General features: G+C 66.4%; 19 protein-coding genes. 15 read left to right on the plus strand and 4 right to left on the minus strand.

The window, feature by feature from the left end; all coding sequences use genetic code 11:
• Positions 1-5: 5 nt before the first annotated feature.
• Both IFT55_RS09175 and fsa read right to left on the minus strand, forming a co-directional pair.
• Positions 6-893 (minus strand): tyrosine recombinase XerC, encoded by an 888-nt coding sequence (locus IFT55_RS09175; protein ID WP_192091281.1) that lies wholly within the window; start codon positions 891-893, stop codon positions 6-8.
• Positions 894-1,179: 286 nt separating this feature from the next.
• Positions 1,180-1,833, minus strand: a complete 654-nt coding sequence (fsa, locus tag IFT55_RS09180; RefSeq protein WP_192091283.1) for a fructose-6-phosphate aldolase — start codon at positions 1,831-1,833, stop codon at positions 1,180-1,182.
• Between the two features lie 96 nt (positions 1,834-1,929).
• Here fsa and IFT55_RS09185 point away from each other — a divergent pair, with 96 nt between their 5' ends.
• The 11 genes from IFT55_RS09185 (at position 1,930) to IFT55_RS09235 (ending at position 16,916) form a co-directional block, all read left to right on the plus strand.
• A complete protein-coding gene (locus IFT55_RS09185) occupies positions 1,930-3,369 on the plus strand; it encodes a sensor domain-containing diguanylate cyclase (protein WP_192091288.1) in 1,440 nt (479 codons plus the stop codon).
• A 48-nt stretch (positions 3,370-3,417) separates the two neighbouring features.
• Positions 3,418-5,583, plus strand: a complete 2,166-nt coding sequence (locus IFT55_RS09190) for a primosomal protein N' (RefSeq protein ID WP_192091290.1) — start codon at positions 3,418-3,420, stop codon at positions 5,581-5,583.
• A 156-nt stretch (positions 5,584-5,739) separates the two neighbouring features.
• Complete coding sequence (locus tag IFT55_RS09195) at positions 5,740-7,263, plus strand: hypothetical protein (RefSeq protein WP_192091292.1); 1,524 nt, start codon at positions 5,740-5,742, stop codon at positions 7,261-7,263.
• 117 nt (positions 7,264-7,380) lie between these two features.
• Positions 7,381-8,898 carry a trypsin-like peptidase domain-containing protein gene (locus IFT55_RS09200; protein ID WP_192091294.1) on the plus strand — a complete coding sequence of 506 codons (1,518 nt, stop codon included), beginning with the start codon at positions 7,381-7,383 and terminating at the stop codon, positions 8,896-8,898.
• A gap of 187 nt (positions 8,899-9,085) precedes the next feature.
• Positions 9,086-9,658, plus strand: coding sequence for a F0F1 ATP synthase subunit delta (locus IFT55_RS09205; RefSeq protein WP_446740717.1), 573 nt, complete (start codon positions 9,086-9,088; stop codon positions 9,656-9,658).
• A 3-nt stretch (positions 9,659-9,661) separates the two neighbouring features.
• On the plus strand, positions 9,662-11,191 hold the full coding sequence (gene atpA / locus IFT55_RS09210) for a F0F1 ATP synthase subunit alpha (RefSeq protein WP_192091296.1): 1,530 nt from the start codon (positions 9,662-9,664) through the stop codon (positions 11,189-11,191).
• A gap of 92 nt (positions 11,192-11,283) precedes the next feature.
• Positions 11,284-12,168 carry a F0F1 ATP synthase subunit gamma gene (locus IFT55_RS09215; RefSeq protein WP_192091298.1) on the plus strand — a complete coding sequence of 295 codons (885 nt, stop codon included), beginning with the start codon at positions 11,284-11,286 and terminating at the stop codon, positions 12,166-12,168.
• Between the two features lie 27 nt (positions 12,169-12,195).
• Entirely contained in the window at positions 12,196-13,668 is a 1,473-nt protein-coding gene (gene atpD / locus IFT55_RS09220) for a F0F1 ATP synthase subunit beta (RefSeq protein WP_192091300.1), read from the plus strand.
• 120 nt (positions 13,669-13,788) lie between these two features.
• Entirely contained in the window at positions 13,789-14,040 is a 252-nt protein-coding gene (locus tag IFT55_RS09225; RefSeq protein ID WP_192091302.1) for an ATP synthase F1 subunit epsilon, read from the plus strand.
• Positions 14,041-14,170: 130 nt separating this feature from the next.
• Entirely contained in the window at positions 14,171-15,697 is a 1,527-nt protein-coding gene (locus IFT55_RS09230; RefSeq protein WP_192091541.1) for a CpaF family protein, read from the plus strand.
• A gap of 52 nt (positions 15,698-15,749) precedes the next feature.
• Positions 15,750-16,916 carry an aspartyl protease family protein gene (locus IFT55_RS09235; RefSeq protein ID WP_192091304.1) on the plus strand — a complete coding sequence of 389 codons (1,167 nt, stop codon included), beginning with the start codon at positions 15,750-15,752 and terminating at the stop codon, positions 16,914-16,916.
• Between the two features lie 90 nt (positions 16,917-17,006).
• On the opposite strand, the gene IFT55_RS09240 is transcribed toward IFT55_RS09235, so the two are convergent.
• On the minus strand, positions 17,007-17,195 hold the full coding sequence (locus tag IFT55_RS09240) for a hypothetical protein (RefSeq protein ID WP_249403714.1): 189 nt from the start codon (positions 17,193-17,195) through the stop codon (positions 17,007-17,009).
• 27 nt (positions 17,196-17,222) lie between these two features.
• On the opposite strand from IFT55_RS09240, the gene IFT55_RS09245 reads away from it, so the two are divergent.
• On the plus strand, positions 17,223-18,029 hold the full coding sequence (locus IFT55_RS09245; protein WP_192091308.1) for a class I SAM-dependent methyltransferase: 807 nt from the start codon (positions 17,223-17,225) through the stop codon (positions 18,027-18,029).
• 43 nt (positions 18,030-18,072) lie between these two features.
• Here the strand turns inward: IFT55_RS09245 and phaR are convergent, their stop codons facing one another.
• On the minus strand, positions 18,073-18,624 hold the full coding sequence (phaR, locus tag IFT55_RS09250) for a polyhydroxyalkanoate synthesis repressor PhaR (protein ID WP_192091310.1): 552 nt from the start codon (positions 18,622-18,624) through the stop codon (positions 18,073-18,075).
• Between the two features lie 79 nt (positions 18,625-18,703).
• Here phaR and IFT55_RS09255 point away from each other — a divergent pair, with 79 nt between their 5' ends.
• From IFT55_RS09255 to IFT55_RS09265, 3 genes are all read left to right on the plus strand, one after another.
• Complete coding sequence (locus IFT55_RS09255; protein ID WP_249403715.1) at positions 18,704-19,702, plus strand: alpha/beta fold hydrolase; 999 nt, start codon at positions 18,704-18,706, stop codon at positions 19,700-19,702.
• 31 nt (positions 19,703-19,733) lie between these two features.
• Positions 19,734-20,906 carry an acetyl-CoA C-acetyltransferase gene (locus tag IFT55_RS09260; protein ID WP_192091311.1) on the plus strand — a complete coding sequence of 391 codons (1,173 nt, stop codon included), beginning with the start codon at positions 19,734-19,736 and terminating at the stop codon, positions 20,904-20,906.
• A gap of 227 nt (positions 20,907-21,133) precedes the next feature.
• Complete coding sequence (locus IFT55_RS09265) at positions 21,134-24,325, plus strand: TonB-dependent receptor domain-containing protein (protein ID WP_192091313.1); 3,192 nt, start codon at positions 21,134-21,136, stop codon at positions 24,323-24,325.
• Positions 24,326-24,388 lie beyond the last annotated feature (63 nt).

Below are 24,388 nucleotides of genomic sequence, written 5' to 3' on the forward strand. Positions count from 1 at the left end.
CCGCCTTACGCGCGCGGGTGCGCGGCGCGGTACACGTCCATCAGATGCGCGGCATCGACGGCGGTATAGATCTGGGTCGACGACAGGCTGGCATGGCCCAGCAGTTCCTGCAACGAGCGCAGGTCCGCCCCGCGCCCCAGCAGGTGCGTCGCGAAACTGTGGCGCAGCGCGTGCGGCGTCGTCCGGTCACCCAGCCCCAGCCGACCGCGCGCGCCGCGTACCGACCGGCGCACCACCCCTGCCGCCAATGGCCCGCCCTTCGCCCCCCGGAACAGCGGCTCGCCCCGCGCCGTGCCCCATGGCTGTTGCGCGACATAGGCATCGATCGCCGCCCGGACCGGCGGCAGCAGCGGAACGACCCGCGTCTTGTCGCGCTTGCCGGTGACGCGGATCGTGTCGCCCAGCGGCAGCACCGCGCCGGTCAGCGCCAGTGCTTCGCCGATGCGTAGCCCCGCCCCGTACAGTAGCAGCAGCACCGCCCAATCGCGTGCGCCGATCCACGGTTCGGCACCCTCGTCGGCGACCTCTTCGGCAAGCGCGACGGCCTCGGCGGGCGAGATCGGGCGCGGCACCCCCTTCTTCACGCGCGGCCCGCGCAGTCGGGGAACCGCTTCCGCCCCGGCGGCGAAGGTGACGAACCCGCGTACCGCCGACAATTCGCGCGCCGCCGATGCGTTGGACAGGCCGTCCGCACGCCGGGCAGCAAGGAACGCGCGCAGATCGGCCGCATTCAGCGCACCGAGCGCCGCCGCGTCGACCGGGCCGCCCCAATGATCCTGCAGGAACGCCACCAGCCGCTCGGCCGTCGCGACATAGGCGCGCACGGTATGCACCGACCGCCGCCGGTCGCGCGACAGATGCGTGGCATAGGCAAGGGGCAGCGGCGGGGTCATGGACACGGTGGTAGCGGCCGTCGCACGGCTGTCACGCGCTTCCTGCGTGAGAGGGAGCTTGGCGCGAGCCGAAGATTGCGGAAGGCCAGTCGGTCGGTTCCTGTCGGCGGTTTCGGGCGAGATCAGCTCGCACCGGAATTGGCTTCAGGACCCGGTGCGGGCTAGGCGTATTTGGGCAAAGCCGGGGTGGCAGCGATCGCGGCGTCGCCGGTTCCCGAACGGGTCCGGGGAGACGGCATCGCAACGGCAGACGCGCTCCTGCCGATCGCAGGAGCGCGCGCCGACGTCAGGCGATCGTCTGGCCCGACTTTGCCCAATCCGCCATGAAACCTTCGATCCCCTTGTCGGTCAGCGGATGCTTGACCAGCGCGCGGATGACCGACGCCGGGGCCGTCATCACGTCCGCGCCCATCTTCGCGCTTTCCAGCACGTGGATCGGGTGGCGCACGCTGGCGACGAGGATTTCGGTCGCGAAGTCGTAATTGTCGTAGATCAGGCGGATATCGCTGATGAGGCCCATGCCGTCGAACCCGATATCGTCGTGCCGACCGACGAACGGCGACACGAACGTCGCCCCCGCCTTTGCCGCCAGCAGCGCCTGATTGGCCGAAAAGCACAGGGTGACGTTCACCATCGTACCGTCGTCGGTCAGCGCCTTGCAGGTTTTCAGCCCGTCGATCGTCAACGGCACCTTGACCGCGACGTTGTCGGCCAGTTTGCGCAGGATCTCCGCCTCGCGCATCATGCCGGCATGGTCCAGTGCCACGACCTCGGCCGATACTGGCCCGGGGGTGATCGAACAGATTTCGCGCACGACCTCAAGGAAATCGCGGCCCGATTTGTGGATCAGCGACGGATTGGTCGTGACACCGTCGAGCAGGCCGGTTTCGGCCAGTTCGCGGATATCGTTGGTATCGGCGGTGTCGACGAAGAACTTCATGGTGGTTTCCCAACGGCTCGCTGCGGTTGCCGCCCCATCGCCGATCCGGCCCGCCGGGGCAACCTTTCGGTAAGGGGGATCAGATAGGAATATACCATGAATTATTTTACCGGCACGCTTCACGATCCGCACGCGGCGGCCGACCGGCTGCTCGAATTGCTGCGTGCCGCGCCCGATGCGCAGTTCGCGCCGATGGCGGTGATCGCCCGCGCACTGTTCGGGGCATCGTTCGCCGCGATCCGCTTGCTCGACCGGTCGACCGTCTGGACCAAGGCGTCGACGGGAATCACGCTGCCGCCGCAGCCACGCGAAATCGCGCTGTGCCATCACGTGGTAATGGAGGACACGCCGATCATCGTGCCCGACGCGCGGCACGATGCGCGCTTCGCGGAACTGGAGTCGGTCGCGTCCGGCGGCCTGCGATTCTATGCCGGGGTTCCGCTGCACGTGCAGGACCCGCAGAACGGGAAACGCATCACGATCGGCACGGTGTGCGTCGGCGACGGCGAACCGCGCGTGATCGACGAAACGCTGTTCGCGGCGCTGATCGCGCTGGCACAGCTTGCCGAAACCGTCCTCGCGGCACAGATCCATGCCGACCACGCGATCGATATCGCGATCGACGCCAATGCCGAAGCGGCGGTGCTGGCGCGGCAGGAACGGGTGTTCGGTCACGCCGAACGCATGGCGATGATCGGGTCATGGCGGATGACGCTGCCCGATCGCGGCATATACTGGTCGCCGGGGGTGCGGCGCATCCACGAAACGCCGCTCGACCACACGCTGCCGTTGGAAGAGGCGCTGACCTTCTATCCGCCCGCCGCGCTGGCGACGGTGACCGCAGCGATCGAACATACGCTGGAAACCGGCGAACCATTCGATATCGAAGTCGATTTCATCACCGCCACCGGGCGCGAACGGCGGGTGCGGTCGATCGGGGAACTGGAACGGCGCGGATCGCGCGACATCGCGATGACCGGCGTGTTCCAGGACGTGACCGACCGGTTCCGGCTGGAACAGCAGTTGCGCCAGTCGGCCGCCACCGATCCGTTGACCGGGATCGCCAATCGCGCCGCGTTCGACTCGGCGCTGGATCACGCGATCGGCCGGGCGGCGCAGGACGTGGCGCCGTGCACCCTGGTGCTGCTCGACCTCGACCGGTTCAAGGCGACCAACGACGCGCATGGTCATCTGGCGGGCGACGACGTGCTGCGCGCGATCGGCGAACGGCTGGGCGCGCCGTGGCTGGAGGGCAGTTTCGCCGCGCGGCTGGGCGGTGACGAATTCGCGCTGCTGCTGACCGACCGCGCAATGTGCGACGACATCGACGCACTGTTGCCGCGGCTGACGGCATCGCTGGCGCAGCCGGTGGCAAGCGGGGAGCACGACCTGCCCTGTTCCGCGACGATCGGTCATGCCGCCTTCGGTCCCGGCATCGCCAATGCCCGCGAACTGATCCACGCCGCCGACACCGCGCTGTACGACGCCAAGCGCCGCCGCCACGCCGCCGCCGGATGGGACCGTCGCGCGCGCTGATCCGCCGCCGCAATTCCCAACCGGCCGATCGCTCCCTATCTGGGGGCCATGTCCCGCGCCCGCGTCCTCGTCCTCAATGCCGCGCTCGGCCCGCTCGACTATCGCGTGCCGCACGGCATGACGGTCGAGCCGGGGTCGATCGTCGTCGCGCCGCTGGGGCCGCGTCAGTTGCTGGGCGTGGTGTGGGATGCCGACCGGCTGGCGGCGGAAGAGGTCGGTGACAACCGGCTCCGCCCGTTGCTGTCGGTCGCCGATGCGCCGCCGATCGCCGCGCCGCTGCGGCGGCTGGTCGAATGGACCGCCGGCTATTACCTCGCCGCGCCTGCATCGGTGCTGCGCATGTGCCTCGCCTCCACATCCGCGCTGGAAGGTGCGCGGCTGGCGGTCGAATATCGCCTGACCGGCCATGTCCCCGACCGGCTGACCCCGCAGCGACAGCAGGCGATCGACCGGATCGGCGAGCGGCGCGGGCTGGTGCGCGAACTGGCGACGATCGCCGACGTGTCCGATGCGGTCATTCGCGGGCTGGTGAAGCTGGGCGCGATCGAGGCGGTGTCGGTCGATATCGACCAGCCCTATGCCGAACCCGATCCCGGCCACGGCGCGCCTGCGCTGTCCGACGACCAGCGTGCCGCATCCGACGCGCTGGTCGCGGCGGTCGATGCGGATGATTTCCACCCGTTCCTGCTCGACGGGGTCACCGGATCGGGCAAGACCGAGGTGTATTTCGAAGCCGTCGCGGCCGCGATCCGGCAGGGACGACAGGTGCTGGTCCTGCTGCCCGAAATCGCGTTGACCGAACCGTTCCTCAAACGCTTCACCGCGCGCTTCGGCTGCGAGCCGGTGCCGTGGCACAGCGACCTTCGATCGACCCAGCGTCGCCGGGCGTGGCGCGCGATCGCGACCGGTCAGGCGAAGGTGGTGGTCGGCGCGCGATCCGCGCTGTTCCTGCCCTATGCCAACCTTGGGCTGATCGTGGTCGACGAGGCGCACGAAACCAGTTTCAAGCAGGAAGAGGGCGTGCATTATCACGCCCGCGACGTGGCGGTGATGCGCGGGCTGTTCGAAAAATGCCCGGTGATCCTCGCCAGCGCGACGCCGGCGATCGAAACCCGGCAACAGGTGGCGCAGGGGCGCTATACCGAACTGAAACTGCCCGGCCGTTATGGCAAGGCGCAGTTGCCCACGATCGAGCCGATCGACCTGATCGCCACCCCGCCGGAACGCGGCCGGTGGATCGCGCCGACGCTGGTCACCGCAATCGACGCGACGCTGGCGCGCGGCGAACAAGCGCTGCTGTTCCTCAACCGGCGCGGCTATGCTCCGCTGACCTTGTGCCGGACGTGCGGCCACCGGTTCCAGTGCCCCAACTGCACGGCGTGGATGGTCGAACACCGGCTGATCGACCGGCTCTCGTGCCATCATTGCGGTCACATTATCCCGACCCCGCGCGCCTGCCCCGAATGCAAGACGGAGGATTCGCTGGTCGCATGCGGTCCCGGCGTCGAACGGATCGCGGACGAGGTCGCGCTGCTGTGGCCGACCGCGAAGGTCGCGATCGTCACGTCCGACACCATCTGGTCCCCGGCCAAGGCGGCGGAATTCGTCGGCCGGATGGAGGCACGCGACATCGACATCGTCGTCGGCACGCAATTGGTGACGAAGGGATATCATTTCCCCGACCTGACCTGTGTCGGGGTCATCGACGCCGATCTGGGGTTGCAGGGCGGCGATCTGCGCGCGTCCGAACGCACGTTCCAGCAGATCATGCAGGTCGCGGGTCGCGCCGGTCGCGGCACGAAGCCCGGCCATGTCTATATCCAGACCACCGCCCCGAACGCTCCCGTGATGCAGGCGCTGGTGTCCGGCGACGCCGAAAGCTTCTATCTGGCCGAAACCGAGGCGCGGGCCGAAGCCGAAGTCCCGCCGTTCGGCCGCTATGCCGCGATCATCGTGTCGTCGGAGGACAAGGGCGCGGCCGATGCCACCGCCCGCGCGATCGGCCGTGCCGCGCCCGACGTGCCGGGGATGCACGTCTATGGCCCCGCCCCCGCCCCGCTGGCGATGCTGCGCGGTCGGCACCGCTTCCGCCTGCTGGTCCATGCCGCGCGCACCACGGCGGTGCAGGACGTGATCCGCGACTGGCTGGACGGGGTCGAATGGGGCACGAAGGTGCGCGTCGCGGTGGATATCGATCCGTATAGTTTCCTGTAAGCGGCAAGGGGCAGTCCGTCCGGCAAGGAACTAGACGTCCCGCAGGCCCTTCGCCCCTGCCAATGGGTTCGAAAGGACGAACGCGATCCTGCTCCCGTCGCTTGGCGCACCGTCCGCACCACCCTAACGTCGACGCGGGACCTGCCGGGGGATGGTATGATTCGGACGTTGTTGACGGCGCTGCTGCTGATGTGGCCGATGGCGGCGCACGCCGAATGGCATGAGGCGCAGTCGGACCATTTCGTCGTCTATGCCGACGACCGCGCGACGAATGTAGCGCGCTTCGCCGAACGGCTCGAACGCTTCGACACGACGCTGCGTTTCCTGACCAAGGCACCCGCGACGCCGATCGCGCCACCCAACCGCGTCACCGTCTATGTCACCGGCGACATGTCGAGCATCGCCCGGCTGGCGGGGTCGAGCAATGTCGCTGGCTTCTACATCCCACGCGCCGGTGGATCGGTCGCGTTCGTTCCGAAACGCGCTGGCGACGGCGGGCGCGACGGGATTGACGAGGAACAGGTGCTGTTCCACGAATATACGCATCATTTTATGCTGTCGCACTGGTCCGACGCGGCGTTCCCGGCATGGTTCGTCGAAGGGTTCGCGGAATTTTTCGCCACCACCCGTTTCCAACCCGACGGCACGATCGAGATCGCGCGCGCGCCGATGTATCGCGCGCGATCGTTCGCCAACGGCGTACCGGTATCGGCCCAGGCATTGCTGACCGGCGATCCCGCCCGAATCGAACGCAGCGACCTGTATGCCGGCGGCTGGCTGTTGACGCACATGCTGATCCTTGATCCCGCGCGGCGCGGGCAGCTCGACCGGTACATTGCTGCGATCGCGGCGGGAAAGACCAATGCGACGGCGGCGGAGGCGTTCGGCGACCTGCGCCAGCTCGACCGCGATTTCACGCGCTATGTCCGCACCGGGCTGCGCTACTCGAAACTGCCTGCCGCATCGGTTCCCGCCGCCACGGTCCGGGTCCGGGCGCTGCGTCCCGGCGAAGCGGCGATGATGCCGTCGGTTATCCGGTCGAAGCGCGGCGTGAGTCGCAAGGCGGGGCTGGCGTTGCTGCCGATGGTACAGCGTGCCGCCGCCCCCTATCCCGACGATGCCGCCGTGCAGGTCGAACTGGCCGAAGCCGAGTTCGATGCGGGCAATTACGCCGCCGCCGAAGCCGCCGCGTGCCGCGCCGTGGCCGCCGATCCGACGTCGATCGACGGCCACGTCTATATCGGTCGCGCACGGATGGCGGCGGCGCGCGCCGCGAAGAACGCCGATCCGCAGCTGTGGCGCGATATCCGGCGATCGTTCCTCGCCGCCAACGCGATCGAGGCCGACGACCCCGAGCCGCTGATGCTGTTCTATCAAAGCTTCGACATTCCCGGCCAGACGCCGAACGCCAACGCGCGCGACGCGTTGTTACGCGCCCACGTGTTGGGACCGCAGGACCGTGGGTTGCGGATGCAGGCGGCGCGCGTGCTGCTAGAAACCGATCGCGGGGCGGAAGCGCGGCGCATCCTCGGACCGGTGGCCTATGCGCCGCATGGCGGAGCAGCCGCGACCTTCGCCGCCGAACTGATCGCGATCATCGACCGCGACGGTGCCGCCGCCGCGCTTGCCCGGTGGCGGGGCGGTCCGCAACGCGAAGCGGGCGACGACAGCGACGCGTGAGGACAGGTTGAGAAACACGCGAACGGGCGCGCTTGCGACGGACGTCGTGACACCGCCCGCCCTTGCACCGTACGCGGCTTTGGTCGAAACGGCGCGCGTTAACGGGGAAGGACACCGATGGTTCGACTGGTGATCGCATGGCTGCTGAGCGCGACGCTGTTCCTCGCCGGTCCCGCCCATGCCGACGACGTATCGGCCGCTGCGCGCGGCGTGGTCCGTGTCGTGGCGATCGCCAGCGCGGACGGCGAAGTGGTGGAGGTGGAGCACGGCACCGGCTTCGCGGTCGCGCCCAACCGTATCGTCACCAACGCGCATGTCGTCGAACTGCTCGAACGCTTTCCCGGCGAATCGGTCATCGCGCTGGTCCCGTCCGAAGGGCAGCGATCCTATGAAGGCCGGCTGATCCGCATCGACACCGCGCGCGACCTTGCGTTGATCGAGGTGGTCGGCGTCCGCCTGCCCCCGCTGACGCTGTACACGGGCACGCTGGGCGAGGGCGATCCGCTGATCGCGCTGGGCTATCCCGGCAATGTCGATCTGGCGACGGTGCGGTCGGCCGAGGATTTCGTGACCCCGACCGCGCCGGTCCGCTCGCAGGGCGTGCTGTCGGGCAATCGCCGGCTGGAAGGGACGGCCGTGATGGTCCACACCGCCAGCATCGCGCGCGGCAATTCGGGGGGGCCGCTGCTCGACCGGTGCGGGCGCGTGCTGGGCGTCAATTCCGCGCTGACCCGCGGCGACGAAGGTGACGCCAGCTTCGCCTTCGCCATCGCCGACAGCGAGCTTGCCGCGTTCCTGCGCGAGGCGCAGCAGCCGGTGGCGACGATCGCCGCGCCGTGCGTGACGCTGGCCGATGCCGATGCGCGCGACCGGGCGGAAACCGAACGGCAGGCGGTCGAGGACCGCGAACGCGCCCGCGCCGCCGCCGAACGCGCGCGGGAAGATCGGCTGGGCGCGCTGGAGGCGGCGCGCGCCAGCAACGTCGAGACGCGCGAGAACATGATCGCGGGCGCGGCGCTGCTGCTGGCGCTGGCGGTGCTGGCGGCGGGGGGTGCGGGGTTTCTGGCATCGCGGGGACAACGACGCGGTGCGACGCTGGCCGGGATCGGCGGCGGCGTGCTCCTGACCGGTGCGATCGCGTTGTTCGTACTGCGGCCGACCTTCGATCCGACATCGGTCCCGGAAACGGAGGCGACCACCGCCGACACGCGCAGCGCGCCGCTGGCCGGGTCGCTCGAATGCGCCCTCATTCCCGAACGCAGCCGAATCATCGTCTCCCCGGTCGAAACCGTCCGGTTCGACTGGCGGAACGACGGCTGCATGAACGGCCGCACGCAATATGCCGAGGCACCGGGCGGCGGATGGGAACGAATCCTCGTTCCCAATGGCGATGCCACCGTGTCGGTCCTGCGCTTCGATCCCGCCAGCGGCAGCTATACCAACACACGGTATCTGCTGTCGGCCGACGCGATGAGCCGTGCGCGCACCATGCGCGGACAGGTGCAGCAGAAATCCTGCGCCGCCGACACGGGCGCGCGCGCCGCGCTGGCGACGCAGCAGTCCGCGCTGCGCACCGCGCTTCCGGCCGAAGCGAACGAGCGGCTGGTCTATCGCTGCACGCCGCGCGGGAAGTAGCGGACTGTTCCACGTGCCGAATCCGCAATGCTTGCGAAAACGTGACACCAATGCTAGCGGCCCCGACGACCCATCGGGGGCGAACGGGCCGAATCCATTGACGACATGTGTCGCGACGGTGGCCGGCGTGCCGCCCCCTTTCCGCATGGGACGGCGAAGTTGACCCCAGACTAAGGAACCCGCGCGCGTGGAGATATCCGGCGGAAACAGTGGCAGCGTTTCGATCCAGGCCAGCCTGAGCGGTCGTTATGCCACCGCGCTGTTCGATCTCGCCCGCGAACAGGCGGCGCTGACCCAGGTCGAATCGAGCCTGAAGACGCTGACGCAGGCGCTGGGCGAATCGGACGATCTGGCTGCGCTGATCCGCAGCCCGCTGGTCGGGCGCGAGGCGGCGGGCAAGGCGATCGCCGCCGTCGCGCCGATGCTCGGCCTCGATCCGATCACCACCCGGTTCCTCGGCGTGCTGGCGCATAATCGCCGCCTGTCCGATCTTCCCGCGATCATCCGCGCGTTCCGCGATCTGGCTGCGCGCAGCCGGGGCGAGATGAACGCCGACGTCGTCTCCGCGCATCCGCTGGACGACGCGCAGGTGGACGCGCTGCGCCAGCAGTTGCGCCACCGCGTCGGCCGCGAGGTCGCGATCGACCTCAAGGTCGACCCTTCGCTTTTGGGCGGCCTGATCGTCAGGATCGGCAGCCAGATGATCGACAGTTCGATCAAGACCCGTCTGAACACGCTCGCGCACGCGATGAAAGGTTAAGTCATGGATATCCGCGCCGCAGAAATCTCGAAGGTCATTCGCGACCAGATCGCCAATTTCGGCACCGAAGCCCAGGTTTCCGAAGTCGGCCAGGTGCTGTCGGTCGGTGACGGCATCGCCCGCATCCACGGCCTCGACAACGTCCAGGCGGGCGAGATGGTCGAATTCTCGAACGGCATCCAGGGCATGGCCCTCAACCTCGAGGCCGACAATGTCGGCGTCGTGATCTTCGGCACCGATGCCGAAATCAAGGAAGGCGACGTCGTCAAGCGGACCGGCACCATCGTCGACGTTCCCGTCGGCAAGGGGCTGCTGGGTCGCGTGGTCGACGGTCTGGGCAACCCGATCGACGGCAAGGGCCCGATCGTCGCCGAAAAGCGCAGCCGCGTCGACGTGAAGGCACCGGGCATCATCCCGCGCACCTCGGTCCACGAACCGATGCAGTCGGGGCTGAAGGCGATCGACGCGCTGGTGCCGGTCGGCCGTGGCCAGCGCGAGCTGATCATCGGCGATCGCCAGACCGGCAAGTCGGCTGTCGCGATCGACACCTTCATCAACCAGAAGGCGGCGAACGCCGGCGACGACGAGAAGAAGAAGCTGTACTGCGTCTATGTCGCGGTGGGGCAGAAGCGCTCGACCGTCGCGCAGCTCGTCCGCACGCTGGAAGAAAACGGCGCGATGGAATATTCCATCGTCGTCGCGGCCACCGCATCGGACCCTGCCCCGCTCCAGTATCTGGCGCCCTATACCGGCACCGCGATGGGGGAGTATTTCCGCGACAACGGCATGCACGCGCTGATCGTGTTCGACGATCTGTCGAAGCAGGCGGTGGCGTATCGCCAGATGTCGCTGCTGCTGCGCCGTCCGCCGGGCCGCGAAGCCTATCCGGGCGACGTGTTCTATCTGCACAGCCGCCTGCTCGAGCGCGCGGCCAAGATGAACGACGCAAATGGCGGCGGATCGCTGACCGCGTTGCCGATCATCGAGACGCAGGCGGGCGACGTGTCGGCCTATATCCCGACCAACGTGATCTCGATCACCGACGGCCAGATCTTCCTCGAAACCGACCTGTTCTTCGCCGGCATCCGCCCCGCGATCAACGTCGGCCTGTCGGTCAGCCGCGTCGGTTCGGCCGCGCAGACCAAGGCGATGAAGAAGGTCGCCGGATCGATCAAGCTGGAGCTGGCGCAGTATCGCGAAATGGCCGCGTTCGCGCAGTTCGGATCGGACCTCGACGCATCGACGCAGAAGCTGCTGAACCGCGGCGCGCGCCTGACCGAGCTGCTCAAGCAGGCACAGTTCAGCCCGATGCCGTTCGAGGAACAGGTCGTGTCGATCTTTGCCGGTACGCAGGGGTATCTCGACACGGTGCCGGTGAACGACGTCACGCGCTACGAACAGGCGCTGCTGTCGGACCTGCGCGCCAACCATCCGCAGGTGCTGGCGAAGATCCGCGACACCAAGGATCTGGGCGACGAGGCGAAGGCGGGGCTGAAGTCCGCGCTGGAAGCGTTCGCGAAGACGTTCGCGTAATCATTGCAACAACCGTCGCTCCAGCGAAAGCTGGAGCCTCCCGGTAACGGAGAGACCCCGGCCCGTGCCGGGGTGACGCAGGTGGGAAGACCATGGCAAGCCTCAAGGCTCTTAAGGTCCGCATCGGCTCGGTGAAGTCGACGCAGAAGATCACCAAGGCGATGAAGATGGTCGCCGCCGCAAAGCTGCGTCGCGCGCAGGAGGCGGCCGAGGCCGGTCGCCCCTATGCGCAGCGCGTCGAGTCGGTCGTCGCCAGCCTGGCCAGCAAGGTGCAGGTCACCGAGGGCAGCTCGCCGCTGCTCGCCGGCCATGGTCGCGATCAGGTGCATCTGTTCGTCGTCGCGACGTCGGACAAGGGACTGGCGGGCGCGTTCAATTCGAACATCGCCCGGCTTGCCCGTCGCCGCGCGCTCGAGCTTCAGGCCGAGGGCAAGACCGTCAAGTTCCTGACGATCGGGCGCAAGGGTCGCGCGGTGCTGGCCCGCCAATTTCGCGAAGGCTTCCTGCCGCCGGTCGAACCCGGTGATCTGGGCAAGCTGACCTTCGCCGACGCAAAGCGCTATGCGGACGACCTGATCGCGCGCTTCACCGCGGGCGAATTCGACGTCGCGCACCTGTTCTATGCCACGTTCAAGACGGTGCTGACGCAGGAGCCGACCGAACGGCAACTGATCCCGGTGCAGATTCCGGTCGCGCCGGTGTCGGCCGCGCCGACGTCCGACGCGGTGGTCGAATATGAGCCGGACGAGGAATCGATCCTCGCCAGCCTGCTGCCGACCAACATCGCGGTGCAGATCTATCGCGCGATCCGCGAGAATGCGGCGTCGGAACAGGGGTCGAAGATGACCGCGATGGACAACGCTACGCGCAATGCGGGCGATCTGATCCAGAAGTTGACGATCCAGTACAACCGCACCCGTCAGGCCGCGATCACCACCGAACTGGTGGAAATCATTTCGGGCGCGGAAGCGCTCTAAAGTATCGACACGCAAGGAAGCGAAACGATGGCAACCGCCGCAGAAACCTACGCGCCGCAGGGCAGCACCAACAATACCGGCCGCATCAGCCAGGTGATCGGCGCGGTCGTCGACGTGACGTTCGACGGCGAACTGCCGGCGATCCTGTCGGCGCTCGAAACCGACAACAACGGCAACCGGCTGGTGCTGGAAGTCGCGCAGCATCTGGGCCAGAGCACGGTCCGCACGATCGCCATGGACGCGACCGAGGGGCTGACCCGCGGACAGGCCGTGCGCGACACCGGATCGCAGATCCGCGTGCCGATCGGTCCGAAGACGCTGGGCCGCATCATGAACGTCATCGGCGAGCCGATCGACGAGCGTGGCCCGATCGGCCATGAGAATACCGCCCCGATCCACGCCAAGGCCCCCGACTTCGTCGACCAGTCGACCGAAGCCGCGATCCTCGTCACCGGCATCAAGGTCATCGATCTGCTCGCGCCCTATGCGCGCGGCGGCAAGATCGGCCTGTTCGGCGGCGCGGGCGTGGGCAAGACCGTGCTGATCCAGGAACTCATTAACAACATCGCCAAGGGCCATGGCGGCGTGTCGGTGTTCGCGGGCGTGGGTGAGCGCACCCGCGAAGGCAACGATCTGTACCATGAGTTCCTCGACGCGGGCGTCATCGCCAAGGATGCCGAGGGCAACGCCACCAGCGAGGGTTCGAAGGTCGCGCTGGTATATGGCCAGATGAACGAGCCGCCGGGCGCGCGCGCCCGCGTCGCGCTGTCAGGCCTGACGATGGCGGAATATTTCCGCGACGTCGAAGGGCAGGACGTGCTGTTCTTCGTCGACAACATCTTCCGCTTCACCCAGGCGGGTTCGGAAGTGTCTGCGCTGCTCGGTCGTATTCCGTCGGCCGTGGGCTATCAGCCGACGCTGTCGACCGACATGGGCGCGTTGCAGGAGCGCATCACGTCGACCAACAAGGGGTCGATCACGTCGGTCCAGGCGATCTACGTTCCCGCCGACGATCTTACCGATCCGGCCCCGGCAACGTCGTTCGCGCATCTCGACGCGACGACCAACCTGAACCGCGCGATTTCGGAACTGGGCATCTATCCGGCGGTCGATCCGCTCGATTCGGTCAGCCGCGTTCTGGAACCGCGGATCGTCGGTCAGGAGCATTACGACACGGCCCGCGCCGTGCAGTCGCTGCTCCAGCGGTACAAGTCGCTGCAGGACATCATCGCGATCCTCGGCATGGACGAGCTGAGCGAAGAGGATAAGGTCACGGTCGCCCGCGCCCGCAAGATCCAGAAGTTCCTGAGCCAGCCGTTCCACGTCGCCGAGGTGTTCACCGGCATCAGCGGCAAGTTCGTCGCGCTGGAAGACACGGTGAAGTCGTTCAAGGCGGTGGTCGAGGGCGAATACGACCATCTGCCCGAAAGCGCGTTCTACATGGTCGGCGGCATCGACGAAGCCGTCGCCAAGGCGCAGAAGATGGCGCAGGAAGCGTAAGGCCACTGCTCCCCTCCCGCTTCGGCGGGAGGGGCCGCGGGTCGGTCGATCACCGGCGCTTCCCGTCCCAAAGCCCCACCCCGACCCCTTCCGCATCGGCGGCAGGGGGGAGTTGTCCCGATGCTGCATTTCGAACTCGTCACCCCGGAAAAGCTGCTCCGTTCGGAGTCGGTCCATATGGTCACCGTGCCTGGCACTGAGGGTGATTTCGGCGTGCTGGAAGGGCATGCACCGTTCATGTCGACGATCCGCGACGGCGAACTGCTGGTCTTCGCGACCGAGAAGGGCGAGCCGGAACGCATCGCGATCCGTGGCGGCTTTGCCGAAGTCACGCCCAAGGGGCTGACGATCCTCGCCGAACAGGCGGGCTGACCGGTCCGTCCGTACGCTGGTTTCGGCGGCGGCGGGGTGGTTAGGTAATTGTAAAAGCTTGCCGCGCTAAACGTCGATCCCATGGAATCGACGGGGTGACGGCGTGAGCGCATTCGGGCGGCGGAACGGCATGAGCGGCGGGACGGGCGGCGGCAGGCCGTCGTTCGGCGTCGCGCGACCGATGCAGGGAGCCACGCCGGCACGCCCGTCCGATCTGGATCTCGCACCGCAATTCCCGCCGATGGCGCATGTGCCATTGCCCGGCACGACGCAGGACCCGTTGCCCGGTGAGGACGCCAGCGCCGCCTTTTCGCCGCATGGCGGCGACGCGATGCAGCGCCTCGCCGACCGGCAGGCCGCATCGGGCGAGGCAGGCAACAGTCGGGTCGAAGGGTTCGAAACCTCGATCCATCGCATCAAGGAACAGGTGCTGCCGCGCCTGCTGGAACGAGTCGATCCCGAAGCCGCCGCGACGTTGAGCAAGGACGAACTGGCGGAGGAATTCCGGCCGATCGTCGGAGAGGTGCTGGCCGAACTCAAATTGACGCTCAACCGGCGCGAACAGTTCGCGCTGGAAAAGGTGCTGGTCGACGAGTTGCTCGGGCTGGGTCCGCTGGAAGAATTGCTGTCCGATCCGGCGATCACCGATATCATGGTCAACGGTCCCGAACAGACGTTCGTCGAGCGCAAAGGCAAGCTGGAACTCGCCAACATCAATTTCCGCGACGAGGAGCATCTGTTCCAGATCGCGCAGCGCATCTGCAACTCGGTCGGACGCCGCGTCGACCAGACGTCGCCACTGGCCGACGCCCGTCTGAAGGACGGCAGCCGCGTCAACGTGATCGTCCCCCCGCTGTCGCTGAAGGGCACGGCGATCTCGATCCGCAAATTTTCTGCCAAGCCGATCACGATCGACATGATGGCCGGCTTCGGATCGATGAGCACCAAGATGGCGACATGCCTGAAGGTTGCGGGCGCGTGCCGGTTCAACATCGTCATTTCGGGCGGCACGGGGTCGGGCAAGACGACGATGCTCAATGCCCTGTCGAAGATGATCGACCCCGGCGAGCGCGTGTTGACGATCGAGGATGCCGCCGAACTACGCCTGCAACAGCCGCACTGGCTGCCGCTGGAAACGCGCCCGCCCAACCTGGAGGGACAGGGCGAGATCACGATCCGCGATCTGGTCAAGAACGCGCTGCGCATGCGGCCCGACCGCATCATCCTCGGCGAAATTCGCGGCAGCGAATGTTTCGATCTGCTCGCGGCGATGAATACCGGTCACGACGGATCGATGGCGACGCTTCACTCCAACTCGCCGCGCGAATGCCTCGCGCGGATGGAGAACATGGTGATGATGTCGGACATCAAGGTGCCGAAGGAGGCGATCAGTCGTCAGATCGCCGATTCGGTCGATCTGATCATCCAGGTGAAGCGCCTGCGCGACGGGTCGCGTCGCGTCACCAACATCACTGAGGTCATCGGGATGGAAGGGCCGGTGATCGTCACGCAGGAATTGTTCAAGTTCGAATATCTGGACGAAAGCGCCGACGGCAAGATCATCGGCGAATACCGGTCGATGGGCCTGCGCCCCTACACGCTGGAAAAGGCCAAGCAATATGGCTTCGACCACGCGCTGCTGGAGGCGTGCCTGTAACGTCGCAGCCCCCTGTGCGGGGCGGGCAGTCCGTCCTACATCCCCGGTCGTGATGGTCCGATTCCTCCTTGCGGCGCTGCTGGTATGCGCCGCGCCCGCCGCCCGCGCGCAACAGCTTGCCGCAGATGCCGAGACGCGCTGGGTGCCGTTCACGCTGACCGCCGCGAACCATCTGCGGTTCGACATGACGATCGACGGAAAGCCGGCGGTGGCGCTGCTCGATACCGGTCTCAATTACTCGGTGGTCAGCCGCGATTTCGCACGCCGTGCCAGGCTGGCGACGGGCGAAAAGGGTCCGGCGCAGGGCGTCGCGCTGGGCGGATCGGTCGCGGTCGAATGGGCGGCGACGCGATCGGTGGCGTTCGGCGCGCTGACCCGCACCGGCGGACGGGTGGCGGTGATCGAGCTGCCGCGCCTGCTGGCCAACGCATCGACGCAGGCCGACGTACTGGTCGGCACCGACCTGTTATCCGCGCATGCGCTCGATATCGATTTCGCCCAGCGCCGGTTCCGGTTGCTGCCCAGCGGCCGCATGCCGTTCGCCGGGACGCGGGTGCCGCTGTCGATCCAGCGCAGCAGCGGGCTGTACCTGACCGAAGCGGTGCTGGGTCGCCGCCGGATCGCGCCGCTGCTGGTCGATACGGGCGATGGCAGCGCACTCAACATTTCGCGCGCGACATGGCGACAGGCGAACGTCCGCACCGCAGGCGTAACCTCGACCATCGCCTTCGGCGCGGGTGGCGTGGTGGAAGCCGGTCTGGCGGTGTCCGATGCGATGCGCCTTGGCGGGCGACCGACCGGCCCGATCGAGGTGCGGATCGAGGCGGATGGCGGCTTCGGACGACAGGTGCGGGTCGTCGGGCGGATCGGCACCGGGTTGCTGATGCGCCATCGCGTCCTGCTCGATCCGCAGGCTGGACAGATGGTCCTCCAGCCGGTCGACGCGCCGCCGCCGCTTCCTTTGCGCTCCACCAGCGGTCTGCTGCTCGGCTATGACCGCGCGCGGCTGCGGGTGCTGCATGTCATGGCGGGCAGTCCGTCGGCAAAGGCCGGGTGGAAGGCCGACGACCTGATCTGCGCGGTCGATGGCGCGCCGGTCGCACTGACCCCGGAAGGCGGCATCGACGTGCGATGGGGCACCGGCACGCCCGGCCGCGTCGTGCGCCTGTCGCTGTGCGACGGCACCGAACGGCGGCTGACGCTGGCCAGATTCTACTGAATCCGCATATGTTCGAGCGTGACCGTTCTTCCCGAACGCGACTGTCCGCCGGCTACTGACCAACGATCCATCACGTTCGTGCGGTCGGATCTATTCCCCGGTCAGCGCGAGCGCGACCGACAGTACCGTCGCGAGGATCGCAAGCAGTTGCACCAGCGTCCATGGCATGAACCCGACCCGATCGGGATCGCGGCGGCGTGCACGGCGTTGTTCGGCCAGCATCGCCGTCACGAAGATCGTGGCGCAGACCGCCGCGATGATCCAAGCTGTCGTCCGCAATTCCATACCCTGTCGCCGGAGAGCCTTATGCGTCGCACCGTCCTGATCCTGCCAATGGTGTCCGCCGCGCTGATCGCGTTGGCACCCGCCCCCGCGCGCGTCCAGTCCCGACCGGGTCCGGTTGCCGCGGCGGTCGCGTCGCCGTTGCGCACGCCGGCCAACGTCGCGCGCGACCGGTATCGTCACCCGGCGGAAACGCTGGCGTTCTTTGGTGTACGGCCGACCGATACCGTCGTCGAAATCTGGCCGTCCGGGGGGTGGTACGCCGAAATCCTCGCGCCGTTGCTGCGTGATCGTGGCGCCTATTACGCCGCGACGCCGCTGCCCGACGGTGCGAAGGGCATCGCCGCGTTGCAGGCGCGCGACGCGACCGCGTTCGGCAAGATCCGTACCGCCGCGTTTCCCGTGCAGCCGGGACAGATGGGCGTACCCGACGGCGTGGCGGACAAGGTGCTGACGTTCCGCAACGTCCACAACTGGCGCTTCGGCGGTGCAGACCGTGCACAGGCGGCGTTCGATGCGATGTTCCACATGCTCAAGCCCGGTGGCACGCTTGGCGTGGTCGAACACCGTCTGCCCGAAACGCGCGACGCCACCGCTGAGGAAAAGTCGGGCTATATGAAGGAAAGCTCGGTCATCGCCTTTGCGACGAAGGCCGGGTTCCGGCTGGCCGGACGGTCGGCGGTCAACGCCAATCCGAAGGATACCGCCGACTGGCCCGCCGGCGTGTGGACGCTGCCGCCCAGCTATCGGCTGAAGGACGTCGACCGCGCGAAATATGCCGCGATCGGCGAAAGCGACCGGATGACGCTGCGCTTCGTCAAGCCGAAGTGAGCGAAACGGGGCGGCGGCGCACCCGCCGTCGCCCCCCGCACGTTCAGCCGAGCTTGTCGACCTTGTCCTGCAACCGCGCGAGTTCGGCGCGCAGCGCGGCCATGTCGTCAGCCTTGGTCGCGGGCACGTCCGGCGTTTCGCCCGGGTTGGTCCCCGGTTTGAACGCATGCGCCGCCGCTTCGAACATCGCGAGGTTGCGCTTGGTCATCTCCGCGAAGGGAGAATGGGCGAACGCACCCTCGACCGCTGTCTTGAACTGTTCCTGGTTACGGCGAAAACTGTCCATCGACGCTTCGAGATAGCCCGGCACCATCGCCTGCATCGAATCGCCGTACAGCGTGATGAGCTGTCGCAGGAAGCTGACCGGCAACAGCGTCTGTCCCCGGCTTTCCTCCTCCATGATGATCTGCGTCAGCACGTTGTGCGTGATGTCGTCGTCGGTCTTGGCGTCGACGACCTTGAAGTCGCGATGCTCGCGCGTCATCACCGCCAGATGCTCCAGCGTGATGTAGGACGACGTCTCGGTATTATAGAGACGGCGGTTGGCGTATTTCTTGATAATGACGGGGCTGCCGTCGGCCGCTGCCTTCTTCATGCGAAGTCCTTGCGCGAAAGTTTGTATGATGGGTACACAGGTTGATACCGCGCCGCAACACGGGCCAAGGCCACTTCCCTTGTTTCTCGCAATGTTGCGCAGCGAAACCGCAACAGATGCCGACCGGCGGCGACGGGCGCTAGCGGGGCTGAGATCGTATCAGGACGCGCCGCGCCCGCCACGTCCCGCCCGGCGCGATGCATTGGCGCACGACGGGCGAATCGCGCTGCGCGATTACGGGGGGAGCGGGCGGACGGTGGTGGTGGTTCCGTCGCTCATCAACCCGCCGTTCGTCCTCGACCTGTCGCCCGACAACTCGCTGCTGGCATGGCTGGCGACGCAGGGGTTGCGCGTGTTGCTGGTCGATTGGGGCAACCCGACCACCGCCGACCGATCGATGGACCTTGGCGATCATGCGCAGGCGGTGGCGCGGCTGTGCGCGACCCTGCCCGAACCGCCGCTGCTGGTCGGCTATTGCCTTGGCGGCACGATCGCGCTGGCGGCGGCGGCGTTCGCGCGGGTCGCGGGACTGGCGCTGATCGCGACGCCGTGGCGCTTCTCCGGCTTCGGCGACACCGCACGCACCGCCATCGCCGATCTGTGGACGGCCGCCGAGCCGACCGCCGACCGGCTGGGCCTCGTCCCGATCGAGGTGTTGCAGGCGGCTTTCTGGCAACTCGATCCGGGACGCACTATCGACAAGTTCGTGCGCTTCGCCGATCTCAACCCCGCAAGCGACGCGGCGGCGGCGTTCGTCGCGCTGGAAGACTGGGCCAATGCGGGTGCTCCCCTTCCCTATGCCGCCGGGCGCGAGATGTTCGACGACCTGTTCGATGCCGACCTGCCCGGCACCGGCCGCTGGCAGGTGGGCGGGCGCAAGATCGCGCTGCCCGACGTGCCGATGGTCGAATTCGTCGCGGCCGACGACCGCATCGTGCCGGCGGACAGCGCGATCGGCCTGCCCGACCGGCGGATCGTCGCGGCGGGGCATGTCGGCATGGTCGTCGGGCGGCGGGGACGTCCGTTGCTGTGGGAACCGCTTGCACGCTGGCTAACTGCCCCGGTCCACCCTAAGTAACCGGCAAACACAATTGGGAAAGGATAGCCGCATGTCCGATATCGTCATCGTAGCCGCCAAGCGTACGCCCGTCGGCAGTTTCTTGGGCGCATTTGCCGGGGTGCCGGCGCATGAACTGGGGCGGCAGGCGATCGCCGCGGCGCTGGAGCAGGCCGGGATTGCGCCGGAGGACGTGTCGGAAGTCATCCTCGGCCAGGTGCTGACCGCCGCACAGGGGCAGAATCCGGCGCGGCAGGCGTCGATCGCGGCGGGCTTGCCCAAGGAAGTGCCGGCATGGGGCATCAATCAGGTGTGCGGATCGGGGCTGCGCGCCGTCGCGCTGGCGGCGCAGGCGGTGGCGACCGGCGATGCAACGATCGTCGTCGCGGGCGGACAGGAAAGCATGTCGCTGTCGGCGCATGCCGTACCGCTGCGCGCGGGCACCAAGATGGGTGACGCCAGCCTGGTCGATACGATGATCAAGGATGGCCTGACCGACGTCTTCAACGGCTATCACATGGGTATCACTGCCGAAAATCTGGCGGAGCAATATCAGGTGACGCGCGGCGAGCAGGACGCGTTCGCCGTCCGCTCGCAGAACCGCGCCGAGGCGGCACGCAGCGAAGGCCGCTTCGCCGAGGAAATCGCGCCGGTCACGATCAAGGGCCGCAAGGGCGACACGATCGTCGATCAGGACGAATATATTCGTGCCGGCGCGACCGTCGATGGCATCGCCGGGCTGCGGCCGGCGTTCAAGAAGGACGGATCGGTCACCGCCGCCAACGCATCGGGTCTGAACGACGGTGCGGCGGCACTGGTAGTCATGTCCGCCGACGAGGCCGCGAAGCGTGGGCTGGAGCCGCTGGCGACGATCGTCAGTTGGGCATCGGCCGGCGTCGATCCGTCGATCATGGGCATCGGCCCCGTCCCCGCGTCGCGCCGCGCGCTGGAAAAGGCGGGCTGGACCGTCGACGATCTCGACCTGATTGAGGCGAACGAGGCATTCGCCGCGCAGGCGCTGGCCGTCGGCAAGGACATGGGCTGGGACGCGGAGAAGGTGAACGTCAACGGTGGCGCGATCGCCATCGGCCATCCGATCGGCGCATCGGGCGCGCGGGTGCTGACGACCCTGCTGTACGAGATGAAGCGCCGCGACGCGAAGAAGGGGCTGGCGACGCTGTGCATCGGCGGCGGTATGGGCATCGCGATGTGCGTGGAGCGGTAATCGCCATCGCGTAACAAAGTATTGCTGCGCAGCATTATTACAATAAAAATGATATTTATTGTATATAATATCATCGCTGCGCAGCAACGTTGCGTTCATGTGACATTCATGTCACAATCGATTGTACGTTATTTCTGGGTGTGCTGGCGGCACTTGTCAGTGCTGTGATAATCGATTTTTTGTTGCCTCGGACCGGGTTTGCCGGGTCGGAATAACGGGGCATTTTCATGAAACCATACCGTCTTCTCGGGGCGACCGCATTGGCCGGTGTCGCGCTGATGCCATTTGCCAGCTTTGCACAGTCGGCCGGCACGACACAGTCAACGCTACCTGTAGACTGCGTCGTGGGCGATACCCGCCCCCAGTGCGACCCGGAGGCTGACGAAACGGACCGGGGAGCGACGATCATCGTCACCGGCTCGCGCATTCGTAATCCCAACCTGACGTCGCCCGAGCCGATCACGACGTTCAGCAGCGCGCAGTTGCGGGAACGCAATTTCACGAACGTCGCTGATGCGCTCAACGAACTCCCGGGCATCCGCGGCAGCGTTACACCTGCTGGTGGGCAGGGTTTCGGACAGGGCACGAATTTCATCAACATCCTTGGCCTGGGGTCGAACCGTACCCTGACGCTGTACAACGGCCGGCGTTTCGTTAGTTCGAACGTCGCCACGATCTTCGCCAACGCCGGTGCCGGAACGCAGGTCGATACGAACATCATCCCCAGCATCCTGGTGGACAGTATTTCGCAGCTGAACATCGGTGGCGCCCCGATCTATGGATCGGATGCGATTTCCGGTACGATCGACATTACGCTCCGTTCGCGCTTCAAGGGGCTGGAAGTCAGCGCAACCAGCGGCATTTCGGAACAAGGCGACAACCAGAATCTGAACTTCTCGGGTATCGCTGGACGCGATTTCCTCGACGGTCGTCTCAACATTACGGTCGCCGCTTCGCACGACGACCTGAAGGGCATGGTATATAACGACCGCGAATTCCTGCGGCGTCGTATCGGCGGAGCCACCAATCCTTCCGCAGCGCAGTCGACGTCCCTGCGTCCGGGCGGCATCGGAGCGGGTGGCGATGGCCGCCTGAACCCGGGTTACGGTTTCAACAATTCGCAAACCGATGGTAATCCCGGCACGGTCCTGATCCGCAACGTCAACATTCCGTTCCTGACCGCAGGCGGCCTTATCACCGCGACCAATCTTGCCGGAACGGACGCGCGTAACCCCGCCGTGCCCTTCGGCGTAGCAACCTCGAACGGCCTGCAGTTCGCGTCGGACGGCAACCTGGTTCCATTCAATCAGGGCATTTTGTTCCCAGGGACGTCGGGATCGGGCGGTGACGGGTTCCGCTTTGCCGATTATACGCAGATCACGTCGGATCTCCGTCGTACGACGTTGAACGGATTCATCACCTTCAAGGCCACGGACCAAATCGAACTGTTCGCCGAAGGGACGTATTTCAAATCGCGCGCGGATGAACTGACGCAACAGCCGACGTTCAATTCGTCGCTGTTCGGCGGCCTGAGCGGGCCCGTCAACTATAGCGTCAACAACCCTTTTCTGAACGATCAGGCACGCGCACAGTTGGCGTCGCGCGGCGTCACGACGTTTCAGGTGTCGCGGGCATCTGACGATCTGGCCGACCTTACGGGCTACAACGAAACCGACGTCATATATGGCGTCCTTGGCGCGCGTAGCGAGTTCCGCTTCCTCGGGGGCGATTTCGATGCGGAGTTGTATGGTTCCTACGGCCGCACCCGTAGCAACGATTACGGGCAGGATCTGAACGCACAGCGCTTCATCAACGCCACGAACGTCGCCCGCGATGCTGCCGGCAACATCGTCTGCACCACGGCGCCTACCCGTACCGGTGGCAACGGCTTCGCCGCCCCGGGCGGCACACCGATCGCCGACGCAGCATGCGCTCCGTTGAACCTGTTCGGCCGTGGCGCTGCTTCGGACGCTGCACGGGCCTATGTCGTCGAACAGTTCGTAACCCGTAGCGAGCAGGAACAGCAGGTGTTCAACTCCAGCCTGTCGGGCACGACCGGCGACATCTACGGCTCCGGGGGGATCGGCCTGAACATCGGCTATGAATATCGCCGTGAACAGGCGAGCTTCACGCCCTCGAGCTTCCAGCAAGAAGGCCGTGGTCGATCGGTTCCGATCACCGCCCTGTCCGGCGAATATGAACTGAACGATATTTTCGGTGAAATAGTCCTGCCTCTGATCTCGCCCGACCTTGACCTCTCATTTATCGAACAGCTGCAGTTGACCGGGCGTGGTCGTTACTCGCATAATTCCATCAACGGGGGGTTCTTCGCCTACACCGGCGGTGTCAACTTCGCGCCCGTCACGGACGTCATGTTCCGAGGCACCTATACGCGTTCGTTCCGGTCGCCCGGTATCACCGAACTGTTCCTGCCGCAGGTCAACACCTTCGCGACCGTTCCCGACCTTTGCCAGCCAGCAAGCCGCAACGGCGGACCGGCGCCTGCCGTTCGGGCCGCCAATTGCGCGGCGTTCATCGCCGCATTTCCCGGCACCGATTTCAACACGCCCGATTCGGCATCCCTGGCAACCGTTCCGGCGCGTTCAGGGGGCAATCCGAATCTGGACAACGAGGAAGCCCGCAGCTTCAGCTACGGCGTAGTGCTCCAGCCGCGATTCCTGCCCCGGTTTTCGGTCACGGTGGATTACACCAATATTTCGCTACGGGGCCCGATCGCCAACCTGACGATCGCGCAGATCGCTTCGGGCTGCTTCGACAATTCTTCGTTCGATACCAGCGATGTGTTGAATGCGAACAGCTTCTGCTCGCAGATCGCCCGCGACCCGGCGACCGGGCGGGTCATCAACAACCCGGCAACACCCGCAGCGACAAGCGGTTTCGTGAACGGCCAGCGTCTTGAGGTAAGCGGAATTCAGAGTTCGCTGAATTATGCGTTGCCGATGTCGGGAGCGGGATTGGATGGCACACTTACTTTCGCAGCCGACCTGCAGTATATCGATCGTCGCCTCAACGATATTACCGGTGTTGCGGCGACAAACTCGCAAGGGGTGATCGGCGATCCTCAGATTTCCGGACAGTTCCGTGTTCGCTATGTCGAACGTAACTTCGGATTGAATACCACCGTCAATTTTGTCGGTCAGCAACTGTTCAGCCGCCTGAACCGTGTTCAGGGCGTTGCCGGCAGCGGCACCGATGCTCGCGAGTTGGACAAGCTCGATCCCTATGCGGTCGTCAACCTGGGTGTCTTCTTCGATCCCGCAGACAATTTCCGTTTCACTATGGCGGTCAACAATCTGTTCAACCGGCAGGGTCAGGATTATTATGGCGAACTGCATCCCAGTTCGTTCAACGATCTGATCGGTCGCCGCTTCAATGCCAGCGTGCGGGCCAGTTTCTGACCCGCGCTGACGAAAGCGATAATGAGGCCGCCTTCAACGAAGGCGGCCTCTTTTTTTGTATTT

Source organism: Sphingomonas sp. CFBP 13720 (genome assembly GCF_014842075.1).
In the GTDB taxonomy this organism is placed as follows: domain Bacteria; phylum Pseudomonadota; class Alphaproteobacteria; order Sphingomonadales; family Sphingomonadaceae; genus Sphingomonas.